The following is a 12,743-nucleotide window of genomic DNA, read 5'->3' on the forward strand; positions in this document are numbered from 1 at the left end:
GGATTAACCGCATTCATGATTCCTTTATGATATAATACAAAAAAGCTCTGAGATAGAAATGGGTGGGGAGAATGTGGGAAGAAACGGTTAATATAAGTGGACCTTATGATTTTGATTTAGCTTTGCAAAGACAGTCAATTGATCCATTAAATGATGTTCATATTGAATCGAGAACGATCAATATCCCAGTGTATGAGTCGGAGGCTGAAGTAGTCAGCATTCAAGCGATTGGGACAACGGATAAGCCTTGTTTTTTAATAAAAGGAAAAAATGAACAAACGAAGGCTCATGTAATTGAACAGGTGTACAAGATTTTTCAATGGAATGTGACTTTAGACGAGATTAACAATCATTTTCAGCAAACAACATTGAATGAAATCTTTATGAAACATCGTGGAACACCGATCATATTAGATTTTTCACCATATAATTGTTTAGTTAAATGCATTATTCATCAACAATTAAATATGAAATTTGCGATGGCATTGACGGAAAACTTCGTCCATACATATGGGTTCGAGCAAGATGGTGTATGGTTTTATCCCTCACCTGCCAGAGTAGCTGAAATTGAAATCGAAGAATTACGATCAATGAAATTTAGCCAAAGAAAAGCGGAGTACTTGATCGGCTTATCCAAATTAATTGTAAGTGGCGAACTCAATTTACAAGAACTTGCTATTAAATCAGATGAGGAAGTCACAAAAACACTAGTAAAAATACGCGGCATCGGCCCATGGACCGCACAAAACTTTCTAATGTTCGGTTTGGGCAGACCGAATTTATTCCCATTAGCAGATATCGGCATACAAAATGCAATTAAAAAGTTATTTAAACTAGAAAAAAAGCCAACCTATGAAGAAATGGAGAATTTCAGTCAGGACTGGCATCCATATTTAAGCTATGCCTCCCTTTACTTATGGAGAAGCATCGAGACAGCGGAGTGATCAATGTTGAAAAACGAGAAAACCCTTTTAATAAAAGAAAAACAACAATTCCCATTAACAATTAAGCGTCTTGGAATCAACGGAGAGGGAGTCGGCTATTTTAAAAAACAAGTAGTCTTCGTACCTGGTGCATTACCTGGCGAAGAGGTTGTTGTAGAAGTAACGAAAGCCCACCTGAAATACGCAGAAGCCATTGTCAAAAAAGTACGTAAACGCTCAGAACATCGCGTCAAAGCACCGTGCATCGTCTATGAACAATGCGGTGGATGCCAGCTCCAGCATTTAGAATACAGTCAACAGCTGAAAGAAAAGCGCGACATTCTCATCCAAGCGATCGAACGGCACACACGCTTTGCGATTGAAGAGCTAGATATTCGCCCAACAATCGGAATGGACAACCCATGGCATTACCGCAACAAAAGCCAATTTCAAGTTGGCTTCGATCACGGAAAAGTCATTGCAGGCATGTATAGCATCGATTCCCATCGTTTAATTAACATCCCGGAATGCATCGTCCAACAGCCAGTAACAAATAAAGTAACAAACGTCGTCAAACAAATTCTCGCTGACTTCAAAGTGCCTATATATAATGAAAAAACAAGAAAAGGCATCGTCCGCACGATTGTTACACGTGTCGGAATCCAAACAGGACAAGTCCAAGTCATGCTTGTCACAGCAAAAAAAGAACTGCCACGGAAAGAAGCGATTATTTCAGAAATCAAAACTCGCTTGCCGGAAGTCGTTTCAGTCATGCAAAACGTTAACCCAAAACGGACATCCATCGTTTTGGGAGATGAAACGGTTCATCTATCAGGAAAAGAGATCGTTGAGGAACGACTAGAAGAATTCACTTACGAACTATCTGCTCGTGCCTTCTTCCAACTCAATCCCGAGCAGACGGTCAAACTATATAATGAAGTAAAAAAAGCAGCCGAGTTAACTGGAAAAGAAAAAATCGTCGACGCCTATTGCGGAGTCGGTACAATCGGTCTATGGCTTGCTGACGGAGCTGCAGAAATCCGCGGCATGGACATCATCCCCGAAGGAATTGAAGACGCAAAGAAAAACGCCAAAAAGCACGGCTTTGAAAATGCAACCTATTTCACCGGCAAAGCCGAAGAACTCATGCCAAAATGGGTCAAAGAAGGCTGGCGTCCCGATGTCGTTGTTGTCGATCCTCCAAGAACAGGCTGTGACCCGAAATTTCTCGAAACTATTTTAAAAGTGAAACCGAAGAAATTTATTTATGTATCGTGTAATCCGTCTACTTTGGCAAAGGATTTGCAGGTGTTAAGTAAAAAATATCAGGTGGAGTATTTGCAGCCGGTGGATATGTTTCCGCAGACTGCGCATGTGGAAAGTGTAGCACAGTTGATATTGAAGTGACAAGGTTTTTAAGAGAAAAATAATGTGAATTAATCTAATTTCCACCCATTTGCCACCGTTTTTCTGCATGCGGTGGCATTATTTCTTATTTTTTAAGAACTGTTCAAAAAGATTAATTGTTGATTCTTTCATTGTTTCAGTAACGTGGGAATACGTATCGAGAGTCGTAGACATCCTATTATGGCCGAGTCTTTTTTGAACATCTTTTGGGATAGCACCGGATTCTAACAACATTGTAGCGTGTGTGTGACGTAATGAATGAAAATTAAAGTTAATGCATAGTTCATAATTTACTACTCTACTTAGGTATTTTAAAGTGTTCATGGTAATAACTTGTCCATTTTCTTTAGTACAAACAAAATTTGAATTTGTGTAATATTCCTTATAAACTTCCTTGTTTTTTTCTTGATTTTCTTTGTGTCTCTTAAGAATATTCAATAATGTCTCCCCAATTAATATATCTCTATTTGACGATGTGGTTTTAGGTGTACCGAATTCAACTTTACTCCCTTTTAATATAAGTATTTGACGGACTTTAATAATTCCCTTTTTGAGATCAACATAATCCCAGGTTAAACCACAAACCTCCGATGCTCTCATACCAGTATGAAAAGCTATTTGTAAAGGAATATAAAATGAACTTCCTTCTGGAAACCTTTCAATTATTTTTTCAAAATCATCTCTACTAATGATTTTTAATTTATCATCTTTTAAAGATTCATCAAATTTCGGAAGTTTAATAGTTGATGCCGGATTATGTTTTATGAAATTATAAGGATCCACTCCCATTCTAAATGCTTTTTGCAATACTCCATTGAAGTTCGCAATAGAACTTTTTGAAAATCCATCAATGAATTTTTTATTTAAGAACTCTTGTAGAGATTTTGAAGTGATTTGTTTTAGCTTATATGAACCAAAATAAGGTTTAATATGATTATCTAGGATCCCTCTATAATATTGTTGTGTATTATATTTACAATTAATTAGCACATAATTTTTAAACCAGTAATCTAGATAATCAGAAACACTTATATTTGATTCAACAATTGAATTCCCTTTTTGTTCAAATTCAGCAATAGCTTTTCTAAGGGCAGCTTGCGCCTCTTTTTTTGAACTACCACCTTTACGCTCAATCTTTTTTCTTTTCCCATTTACTTTTCCTGCTTCGAAATAGTAATACCAATTTTCACCACGTTTTCTAACTCCGCCTTGCATTAATATCACTCCATATAATTATATTTAGCTGTTAGTAATTCTTGTGGTATTCCAGTAACTCTTTCAAGATCACTTATGCAGCTATAATGATTTATATATTCATTCCAAATTTCATCCGGTAACATCAATTCTACAGCGAACAAATTAGCTTCCCTTTCAAACTTGCTTATTGAAAACATAGTATCTCTTCTTAGATGTGGAGTGTTGAATCTTGCATGTAAAACACCATGTCCTAGTTCATGACAGCAAGTGAAGTATTTTTCATCTTCATTTGAATTACTATTAAGTACAATCCATTTTGTTTTTTTCTCATATTTATAGAAACCCAATATGTCTTTATGAAGGTTAAGCTCTAATAGATTGATATTTAGGTAGTTTGCAAGGTCATAAGGATTGTTAGTCTTAAATTTTTTTATTAACTTTTTTACTCTTTGCTTGATGTAATAAGTCAAATGTAAACACTCCGATTCAACTATTATTCTTTTTCACGATGTTTTTTTGGAATATACTTTTTATTAATTATTTTTGTTTGAGTTACTATGTAGTCCATTGCAGATAATAGTGATTCAACTGCTTCCTCGCTCATAGGTTCACCAGAAAACATTAACCCGTCAGAGCTTTCTAAATCGTTTTTAATCTGCTTCATTCTTTTCTCAATATCATTTTGATCTTTAGGAGTTAATGTAGATTTTATGGATTCAGTGTCATCGTTTTCATTTAGTAAATAATCCACAGTGACACCAAAATAATCTGCAACCTTTTTTAATTTGTCAGCTGATGGATACGCATTGTCCCATTTTCTAATTGTTCCATTGCCGAATTCGAGAGTTCTTTCCAATGCTGCAACTGTTATTTTCCTGTGCCTACAAAGATACTTTACTCTTTGAACCAATGACATAATTCTCACCCTTCAAGCAATTCGAATAAAAAATTAGTCTACAGGCTAATAAAATGTTTGACATTTAGGCTGTAAGCTATTATTATTCAAATATAAGCTATTTTATTAGCGGATTGCATAGCAAAAAAGGACATAAAAATGCCGTCAAAAAGCATCTAACTATTAGCTGGGGGGCTATAGTATTAATGTTTATTTGCTGTGCTTTCCCATAAATTTATATTAGCATACATGCTAATTTTCAGTCAATGTTTTAGCGAAAATTTTCTCATTATCCTGCTGCAACATATAGTGCATCGTTTACAGAAAGATATTTGTAAAAGGGAGGTGAAATCCTTTGATTTTCTATTTAGATCGTCACGAAAAAGTCCAAGCTATCTTTACCAATAACGGTAGTCCAGACTCATGCCCGTATTATAACGACAAATTAATTGAGGACCTTGACACAGGGAATTCATCATATGAATTTTTTATCCCATCTAACCACCCAAATGCTATTTTAGTCGAAGAGGGTGGTTTTATTGTGCGGAAAAACCTTGATGGTGAATTAATTATGTTTACTGTTATGGAAATTGATGAAACCCACGCCAACTCGGGAGAAAAATATATTTATGCAGAAAATGCAGGAATGGAGCTATTAAATGACATTGTAAGACCATCCAGCCACATGTCAAAAAGCGCTGAACAAATATTGGACATTATTTTATTCGGAACTCGATGGGAACGTGGAGAAGTAGATTATTTTGGTGTCGGAAATTTTGTTTTTGAGAATTATAATAACGCTGAAACTGAATTGCAAAATGTAGCTAAAACACTTTCCGGAGAAAAACAATATCGAGTGAAAATGGAAAACGGTGAAATCACCCATCGTTATGTGGATTTATTAAAACAACGCGGCACAGACACCAAAAAGCGATTTGTCTATAACAAAGACATTTCATCTATTAAACGAAAAATTGATATGACTAACGTAGTAACCGCATTGATAGGAGTGGGAAAAGCTGATTCTGACGGCATTGATACGACTTTCAAAAGTATAGGTTATTACAAAAGTAAAGGACATAGTTTTGATAAACCCCTTAATCAAGATTGGGTTGGTGATCCAGAGGCCTTGCAACGATATGGAGTTAAAGGTAAACACCTATTTGGTGTTTTTCAATATGACACCAATAACGCAGAGGAGTTATTAGTCCTTACTTGGCAAGAGCTGCAAAACAGGAAAACCCCTTTAATTACGTATGAATTGGACGTGGCATTATTAGAAAGACTCACCAACCTTGAACATGAAAAAGTAAGATTAGGAGACAAAGTTTATGTCATCGATGAAACCTTTTCTCCTGCACTTTATTTGGAGGCGCGAATCAGAAGGCTAGAAACCTGTTTTAGCGACCCTACACAGGATCGATGTACGCTAGGAAATTATAAGATTGCTAAAAGCAATATCACCAAAGAAATGCGAGATTTGCAATCAAAATTATTAAAAAAAGAAGCCTTGTGGGATGAAGTTGGAGAAAGTATTTTTAAGGGTCCTTTACCTCCTCCAATCCATAGGAGCACATGGGAGGACGATGATTTAACGCAATCGTGGGAGGCGGAAGTTTATGGCTAATTATTCTAAAAAGCTAAATTTATACTTGTGGGAAGCGAAGGACGAAAAGCTTCGAACGTTTCAAGAACTCAATGCTAATGTTGAAAAACTAGAAGAGGCGATGGTTACAGAGCAAGATTTACCATATACCAAAAAAGGCAATGCGGCAGCGTTTCTCTCCAGCCTGTATCTAGGCAATGACCATAATCTTTTTGCTTATATGTCAGATGGTGAGTATGCAAACCTAGCAACTATGGAACAAAACGATATTGCGAAATTAGGAGACTTCAATATTCCAAGATTGTGGATTGCGGCAAGGGATTACGCTTCCTTTCGGACGAAAAAACTAGAAATCGTAAGAGAGTGGAATGAGGATGGTACAGCTAAAGTGCCTGCTCGTGAATTATATGATGTCGGTAATTTTTGCAATCATGCTATCGTACAGAGTAATGGCACGCAGACGCTTACTAAAGGCTCTAAAAATAAACTGTCTATTTTAGGAAACATTATTACTGCCTTTCCAATAGGTAATTTTGCGGCAAATAAATATACCATCCCGAGAACGGGAGTTTATGAAATTAATATAATCGCCAAAGTGACCGCCGATTTAACGGTTGCTAACTCGTATTTACGTTTTGGTTTTTTTAAAACCACCGGCGGAGTCGAAACCGATATCGATATGATGGACGAGGCATTATCAAGCTCCTACGCTACACCATTTGTTGGAGTCAGCTTTATGTATCAGTTTAATAAGGGTGATGTTGTACAGCCTTTTATCAATCCATTGAACGAAAATGTGACAATCGGGGCAGGAACAAAGTTTAATATTTTTTTTAAAGGCGACACACCAAGTTCCTAAGGAGGTGATTGAAAATGCCAACATGGGAAGAGGAAGTAGAAGATACCCCGTTGTGGTTAGACACGTCGGATCCCAATCAATATGTCCTTAGAACATTCAATGCTAATCAAAATCAATGGGTAACGATGAAAGGTGACAAAGGAGACAAAGGTGATAAAGGAGAAACTGGACCTGCCGGAAAAGACGGCATCGCCTATATGGGTACTACTGCTCCTAATAACCCAGCAACCAATTCTACGTGGTTTCAGACTGATTCCACCGGAAAGGTAATTGCGATAAAAAAATGGACAGGTAGTGCATGGACTACTTCAAAAATGGATGCTGATACTTTAAGTGTTGGAGAATTAAGCGCACTTTCAGCTGATTTGGGTAAAGTAACTGCCGGTAATATCACCGGTGTTACTATGAATCTAGCTGGTGGTAAATTTGTCGTAGATTCAGATGGTAATGTCACTGTAAAAGGGAAAATTGACGGCTCTACTATAACAGGTTCGAGCTTTACGACAACAGACAACTCTACCAGCGGACAAATTAAAATTGAGGGAAGTAATTTTATCTCCACAAAATATGGTACCAGTGGAAACGAGTACGTAAAAATTACTAATGGTACTCTTGAGATCAGAACGCTAAGCGCCTTCGCCAACTCGTATCAAACAGTCAAAATAAACGGGAACACTGGGATAAATATCACTACAGATGTTAATACTGATGCCTCTATGCGCTTTGATGTTTACGAAACTTTATCATCTCGAACAGATACCAAGTTTGGGATAAAGGCGACAAGTAACTTAGCGTCAGACATTATTACGTTATATCTTGAATCAGATGATAATGTCATCGTTAATGCGAGCAATATCGAGCTAAATGGTTTAATTAAATTCGGTAGTGCTTTTCGGTACAGTAACGGCTTTATCGAGGCTCCAAGTGGTTCCGTGTCAATTGCCCAAAATACGATTACAGCTGACACATTCTTTTTTGGTAAATATGGGGTGTTAAAGTATGATGCAGGAAGCTTATATGCGCCGAGTGGGAGTACCAAGATACAGGAAAATACGATTACTGCTAACACATATAACTTTGGTAATAACATTTTAAAATATGAGTCTGGATCTTTAACAGCTCCCGCAGGTAGTTTATCAATTTCACAAAACACAGTTAAAGCTAATACGATCACCCAATTATCAAATGCGGAATACAAGAAAAATATTGATGTTTGGAACTATAATGCTACAGAAATGATTCTTTCTACTCCTATTCGTCAGTTCCAATACAAGAATGAATTGGACGAAGAATTTCCTCACGTTGGGATTATAGTCCAAGAGGCACCTGTTTGGGCTATCGAATTAGGAGGTGATGGGGCTGATCTAGGTGCGATGGTAAGTATGTCTTGGAAATCTCTTCAGGAATTACATGAAAGAATAGAAATGTTAGAACAAAAACTAGGAGGAGCTGCGTAATGGAAGATATAGTGATATCTGCCCAAGAAATCATAAATAAACAGAGAGAAATGATTAGTAATCTGCAACATGAAAACTTGCTCTGCCAGATGACGATTCAAAAGCTACAACAGGAATTAAAGAAATACGAACCACAGGAAGAAGAAACCGAAGCCGAATAAGGCTTTTTTATTTTGTCTTTGTAGGAACATTCTGTTCATTGATAACGAATTTTTTACTAACAATAAAGGCAAAATGAATATGTCATTGGAACATCCTTTTATTATAAAGAAAGCTATGGATAAACTAGGAGTACACTTTATTATTTTTCACAATACCGAAAAAAATTGAATAGACTTTTCATGGTATGATAGAAGCATTCTTAGCTATAGGAGGCACTTTAGAAAGTGGATTTATTAAAACATGCAGTTGAGTTTATTCACACTTGCTACGGCGAATTAAACAAATCTGAAAAAGAATTAGAATATAGAATAAATGAAGTTAGGAACCAAATCCTTATAGAAGGGACTTATTCACACAACTTCGAGGAACTAGAATATGGGGCTAGAGTTGCATGGCGTAACAGTAATCGTTGTATAGGAAGATTATTTTGGAATCAATTAAGTGTAAATGACAAAAGATACTCTAATACCGAAGAGGAAATTTTCGAAGCATTAATAGAGCACATCAAGTATGCGACAAATAAAGGTCGTATCCGACCAACCATCACCATTTTTTCTGATACATCTACAAATAAAAAAATACGTATTTGGAATCACCAATTAATACGATATGCAGGATATGAAACTGATCAAGGTGTAATAGGAGATTCTTCTTCTGTTAGTTTTACAAAGAAATGCATTGAACTAGGATGGGAACCAAGGTATGGATCATTTGATATACTTCCTTTAGTTATTCAGATAAATGAAAATCGTCCTAAATTATTTGAGTTGCCCGTTGATCTCCCTATCGAAGTAGACATTCGCCATCCGGAATTAGAGTGGTTTAAAGATTTACATTTGAAATGGTATGGAGTACCTATCATATCTGATATGTGTCTTGAAATAGGTGGGCTTACTTATACAGCAGCTCCTTTTAATGGCTGGTATATGGGGACGGAGATTGGCGCTCGGAACTTAGCAGATGAAACTAGATATAATATGCTTCCTAAGATAGGCGACTTAATGGGACTGGATACTAGGAGTAACGCTACTTTATGGAAAGACAGAGCTCTTGTAGAGATGAATACAGCAGTTTTATATTCATTTAAAGAGGAAGGAGTAAGTATTGTGGACCATCATACGGCTGCATTGCAATTCAAGAAATTTGAGGAGAAAGAAAAGGAGAAAGGAAGGTCTGTTACTGGAAATTGGGCATGGCTTATTCCTCCGTTAGCACCAGCGACAACTCATATATTTCACAAGCCATATAAAAATGATACGGTTAAGCCAAACTATTTTTATCAAGATAAACCATACTAAATCGTTGAATTCTATTACTCATTACTTTAAGACGAAGAATGATTGAAGAAATGCGAAAGAAGCGCCCATCTTAATGAGTGCTTCTCTTATTTAAATCCTCTAAGCATATTGTTATATGGAACTGATGGTATACAGTTAATATCGTAATAACTATACTAAATATGCTGGATAATATAGTGCTTGCCAGGAGAAGTTTATATGTTTGTGTTTTAAACATTGTATCACCACTTTTTATTTTTAATATTTGCTTTGCTCATGAAATTAATACTAATTTTATGACGCAATATTAAATATTTATCTTTATAAACGTCAATAAATACTGATATATCAATATTTATAGATATATCCGGTATTAGGAAGATTATGTTACTAAAGAAAATTATAGAAATCTACTTAATTAGTCCATTAATTGGGCTATTTTTTTATACCTAGAGATAGATAAAAAGGGATGGGGGTGTGGTCAAATTGGAGGGAAGTGCAATGGAGAGCATCGTGCAAGACCACGAAAAACGTATTTTAGCGTTAGAAAAAAATTATGCGGATTTGACGAACAAAATGCAGGCAGTGGAGACAGGGCAATTAAGGATTGAAAAAACGCTCCTAGAAGAAGGTAAGGAACAGAAAAATCTAATCAATGAGCAAAAGTCACTTATCAATAAGCAAAGAGAGGAGCAAGAAGCCCTACTCAATCGTCTAATTGAGCATACGTTAAACATTAAACAAAATAGTAGCAACAAACGATGGGATTTAGCTCTTGCCATATTTGGTGGCGGAGGCTTAATTTTTGGCGTTTTATCTTTAATTTTTAAATAGGAGATGTTTATATTGAAAATTAACTGGAAAGTACGATTTAAAAACCCAATTTTTATTGCGCAAATCATACTGGCAGCTCTGACTCCACTACTAGCTTATGTGGGTCTATCCTTTGCTGATTTAACCACATGGCGCACGTTGTGGGACTTAGTTGTACAAGCTTACAGCAACCCTTATTTATTAGCATTAATCATTATCAGCGTTTTTAATACGGTTACTGATCCCACAGTTAAAGGAGTAGGGGATAGTAAGCTAGCCTTAAGATATGACAGACCAAGGGACGATAGCAAGTTTGTAGAGTAACGAATAATCGTTGCTCTTTTTCTATTTAAATTAAAAGGAGATTGATAGTTTATGAATATCAACCAAAAATTTATCCCTGCTTCAAATACATTCACTCGCCCAGGCATTAAAATGAATCCTGAATATATCACAATCCATGAAACGGATAATACTGCAAAAGGGGCAAATGATGAAGCTCATGCAAGATTACAATACAACGGTAATAGCCGACAAGCATCATGGCATTTCCAAGTTGATGAAGACTCCATTTATCAGTCTTTACCCACAAATGAGGTAGGATGGCATGCAGGTGATGGCAGAGGACCAGGTAATATGAAATCGATTGGTATTGAAATCTGTGTAAATAGTGATGGCGATTTTAAGAAGGCGGTAGAAAACGCAGTGTGGTTGGTTCAGTATCTAATGGATCAACACAATATCCCTGCATCAAAAGTGGTTCAGCACAACAATTGGAGTGGAAAGAATTGTCCTCGTTATTTAAGAAGTGGTGATAAGGGTATCACTTGGAATGATTTCTTAAACAAAGTTAAGGGTGGGGAATCATCATCTAAGCCTGTGGAAGGTCCAAAACCTTCGAAGACTGAATCAAAGCCAAATAATTCAGCTGCACCTACTAAAACTGATAATCTTGGTCTAGTCGATTGGATGAAGTCGAAAGGTATGGATTCAAGTATGACCAATCGAAAGAAGTTGGCCAAGCAATATGGTATTAAAAATTATTCAGGAAAAGCTGAACAAAATACTTCCTTGCTTGCTAAATTAAAAGCTGGTAAACCATCAGAACCAAAGAAAGAGACAAAACCAGCATCTAAACCTAAAACAAAAAAAGTTTATCTCCCAGCAAGTGATCCATCATGGAGAGTTTACCCAACTAATAAAGCTCCTGTGAAGGGTAATGAAAAAGGATATTTGAATCCTAAAAAGTTTGGTGGGCTATCTTACGAGATTCTTGGCAGTCCACAGAAAGACGTCTATACAATTAAGACCGATGACTTTGGCACTGTGAATATTTACGCAGCACCATCTACTGGAGCAAAAATAAAATAAATTGTGCGGATGTATATTTTGAATGTCAATTGCTAAAATTAATATTCCATCACGATTCCACATTAAAAGCCCTTCCTTATAGGAGGGGCATATTTTATCGATTTCTTTTATTTTTAGCGTATTCTTCAACTTCTGAACGTAAATATAAACGAGTCTTTCTTACATCCCCGAATTCGACAAATGCTTTTATTTTTCCTGCCGCAACCGACTGATTAAACCCCGGAACGGACTGGTCCGTAATTGATCTAGCTTCATCCTGCATGATTAAATTTTCTTCAATCCATTTTTTGATTTGTTCATTTTTATTCATCGGTGTGATCCTCCTTCTTAGGTAAATGCAATTCTTCTAGCTTTAAACGTCCATTATAATAAGCTTCCTCGGCAGTTTTGAAGCCTGACTTGTAATATTGCTTGCCTTTAACAGTTATCCATGCACGATACCGCAATTCTTTTGATTTGCGTGTACGATATTTTGATACTCCTCTGAATCCGGTAGAGCTGTCCTTTCGTGGCTCTTTGTCTTTAAACAAAGGTTTCACTACCCCATCCACACGTTTATTTTCATATTCCTCACGGAGATTTTTTATCTCTAATTCTTTTTTCATACATCCACAAGATTGAGTTTGCCCTGTTGTCAAATATATGCCAACCACATCGATATTTTCATTACCACAATCGCACTTACAGCGCCACATAATACTCATAGTTGTGTCTCATTTAACCTAGTTTAAATAAATCATCATACTGCGCATGTGGAGTGTGTATCGCAACTCATT

15 protein-coding genes are annotated in these 12,743 nt (G+C 36.3%); 10 read left to right on the top strand and 5 right to left on the bottom strand.

Annotated elements, in window-relative coordinates; all coding sequences use genetic code 11:
* Positions 1-71: 71 nt before the first annotated feature.
* The gene (locus MKY81_RS09065; RefSeq protein WP_107920532.1) at positions 72-944 is read left to right on the top strand and encodes a DNA-3-methyladenine glycosylase family protein; all 873 of its coding nucleotides are present in this window, start codon (positions 72-74) and stop codon (positions 942-944) included.
* A gap of 3 nt (positions 945-947) precedes the next feature.
* A complete protein-coding gene (gene rlmD / locus MKY81_RS09070) occupies positions 948-2,330 on the top strand; it encodes a 23S rRNA (uracil(1939)-C(5))-methyltransferase RlmD (protein ID WP_108073046.1) in 1,383 nt (460 codons plus the stop codon).
* Positions 2,331-2,408: 78 nt separating this feature from the next.
* Here the strand turns inward: rlmD and MKY81_RS09075 are convergent, their stop codons facing one another.
* The 3 genes from MKY81_RS09075 to MKY81_RS09085 are packed head-to-tail and all read right to left on the bottom strand — an operon-like array spanning position 2,409 to position 4,443.
* Positions 2,409-3,545 (bottom strand): site-specific integrase, encoded by a 1,137-nt coding sequence (locus MKY81_RS09075; protein ID WP_341117600.1) that lies wholly within the window; start codon positions 3,543-3,545, stop codon positions 2,409-2,411.
* 5 nt (positions 3,546-3,550) lie between these two features.
* Positions 3,551-3,997 (bottom strand): ImmA/IrrE family metallo-endopeptidase, encoded by a 447-nt coding sequence (locus tag MKY81_RS09080; protein ID WP_341117601.1) that lies wholly within the window; start codon positions 3,995-3,997, stop codon positions 3,551-3,553.
* A gap of 23 nt (positions 3,998-4,020) precedes the next feature.
* Complete coding sequence (locus MKY81_RS09085; protein WP_341117602.1) at positions 4,021-4,443, bottom strand: helix-turn-helix transcriptional regulator; 423 nt, start codon at positions 4,441-4,443, stop codon at positions 4,021-4,023.
* A 334-nt stretch (positions 4,444-4,777) separates the two neighbouring features.
* Between MKY81_RS09085 and MKY81_RS09090 the strand changes: the two genes are divergently transcribed.
* From MKY81_RS09090 to MKY81_RS09125, 8 genes are all read left to right on the top strand, one after another.
* Positions 4,778-6,049: a phage tail spike protein gene (locus tag MKY81_RS09090; RefSeq protein WP_108073049.1), complete on the top strand. Its 1,272-nt coding sequence runs from the start codon at positions 4,778-4,780 to the stop codon at positions 6,047-6,049.
* Complete coding sequence (locus tag MKY81_RS09095) at positions 6,042-6,887, top strand: hypothetical protein (protein WP_108073051.1); 846 nt, start codon at positions 6,042-6,044, stop codon at positions 6,885-6,887. Before MKY81_RS09090 ends, MKY81_RS09095 begins: the two co-directional genes overlap by 8 nt.
* 50 nt (positions 6,888-6,937) lie before the next feature.
* Positions 6,938-8,344, top strand: a complete 1,407-nt coding sequence (locus MKY81_RS09100) for a tail fiber domain-containing protein (protein WP_142406534.1) — start codon at positions 6,938-6,940, stop codon at positions 8,342-8,344.
* Positions 8,344-8,505, top strand: a complete 162-nt coding sequence (locus MKY81_RS09105; RefSeq protein WP_181294699.1) for a hypothetical protein — start codon at positions 8,344-8,346, stop codon at positions 8,503-8,505. The genes MKY81_RS09100 and MKY81_RS09105 overlap by 1 nt, the downstream gene beginning before the upstream one ends.
* Before the next feature lie 225 nt (positions 8,506-8,730).
* A complete protein-coding gene (locus tag MKY81_RS09110; RefSeq protein ID WP_108073054.1) occupies positions 8,731-9,804 on the top strand; it encodes a nitric oxide synthase oxygenase in 1,074 nt (357 codons plus the stop codon).
* 480 nt (positions 9,805-10,284) lie between these two features.
* A complete protein-coding gene (locus tag MKY81_RS09115) occupies positions 10,285-10,617 on the top strand; it encodes a hypothetical protein (RefSeq protein WP_142406535.1) in 333 nt (110 codons plus the stop codon).
* Between the two features lie 3 nt (positions 10,618-10,620).
* Positions 10,621-10,920 (top strand): phage holin, encoded by a 300-nt coding sequence (locus tag MKY81_RS09120; protein ID WP_108073058.1) that lies wholly within the window; start codon positions 10,621-10,623, stop codon positions 10,918-10,920.
* Between the two features lie 51 nt (positions 10,921-10,971).
* Complete coding sequence (locus tag MKY81_RS09125) at positions 10,972-11,967, top strand: N-acetylmuramoyl-L-alanine amidase (RefSeq protein ID WP_108073060.1); 996 nt, start codon at positions 10,972-10,974, stop codon at positions 11,965-11,967.
* A gap of 94 nt (positions 11,968-12,061) precedes the next feature.
* Here MKY81_RS09125 and MKY81_RS09130 read toward each other — a convergent pair whose 3' ends face one another.
* Entirely contained in the window at positions 12,062-12,277 is a 216-nt protein-coding gene (locus MKY81_RS09130) for a hypothetical protein (protein WP_108073062.1), read from the bottom strand.
* The gene (locus tag MKY81_RS09135; protein ID WP_341117603.1) at positions 12,270-12,671 is read right to left on the bottom strand and encodes a hypothetical protein; all 402 of its coding nucleotides are present in this window, start codon (positions 12,669-12,671) and stop codon (positions 12,270-12,272) included. Before MKY81_RS09135 ends, MKY81_RS09130 begins: the two co-directional genes overlap by 8 nt.
* Positions 12,672-12,743 lie beyond the last annotated feature (72 nt).

Source organism: Heyndrickxia sp. FSL W8-0423 (assembly GCF_038009395.1).
GTDB lineage: Bacteria > Bacillota > Bacilli > Bacillales > Bacillaceae_C > Heyndrickxia > Heyndrickxia sporothermodurans.

Excerpts from the sequence above, each read along its gene's own strand:
- MKY81_RS09065 (WP_107920532.1), top strand. The coding sequence starts at position 72 with ATGTGGGAAGAAACGGTTAATATAAGTGGACCTTATGATTTTGATTTA.
- rlmD (WP_108073046.1), top strand. The coding sequence starts at position 948 with ATGTTGAAAAACGAGAAAACCCTTTTAATAAAAGAAAAACAACAATTC.
- MKY81_RS09075 (WP_341117600.1), bottom strand. The coding sequence starts at position 3,545 with ATGCAAGGCGGAGTTAGAAAACGTGGTGAAAATTGGTATTACTATTTC.
- MKY81_RS09085 (WP_341117602.1), bottom strand. The coding sequence starts at position 4,443 with ATGTCATTGGTTCAAAGAGTAAAGTATCTTTGTAGGCACAGGAAAATA.
- MKY81_RS09095 (WP_108073051.1), top strand. The coding sequence starts at position 6,042 with ATGGCTAATTATTCTAAAAAGCTAAATTTATACTTGTGGGAAGCGAAG.
- MKY81_RS09105 (WP_181294699.1), top strand. The coding sequence starts at position 8,344 with ATGGAAGATATAGTGATATCTGCCCAAGAAATCATAAATAAACAGAGA.
- MKY81_RS09115 (WP_142406535.1), top strand. The coding sequence starts at position 10,285 with ATGGAGAGCATCGTGCAAGACCACGAAAAACGTATTTTAGCGTTAGAA.
- MKY81_RS09120 (WP_108073058.1), top strand. The coding sequence starts at position 10,621 with ATGTTTATATTGAAAATTAACTGGAAAGTACGATTTAAAAACCCAATT.
- MKY81_RS09125 (WP_108073060.1), top strand. The coding sequence starts at position 10,972 with ATGAATATCAACCAAAAATTTATCCCTGCTTCAAATACATTCACTCGC.
- MKY81_RS09130 (WP_108073062.1), bottom strand. The coding sequence starts at position 12,277 with ATGAATAAAAATGAACAAATCAAAAAATGGATTGAAGAAAATTTAATC.
- MKY81_RS09135 (WP_341117603.1), bottom strand. The coding sequence starts at position 12,671 with ATGAGTATTATGTGGCGCTGTAAGTGCGATTGTGGTAATGAAAATATC.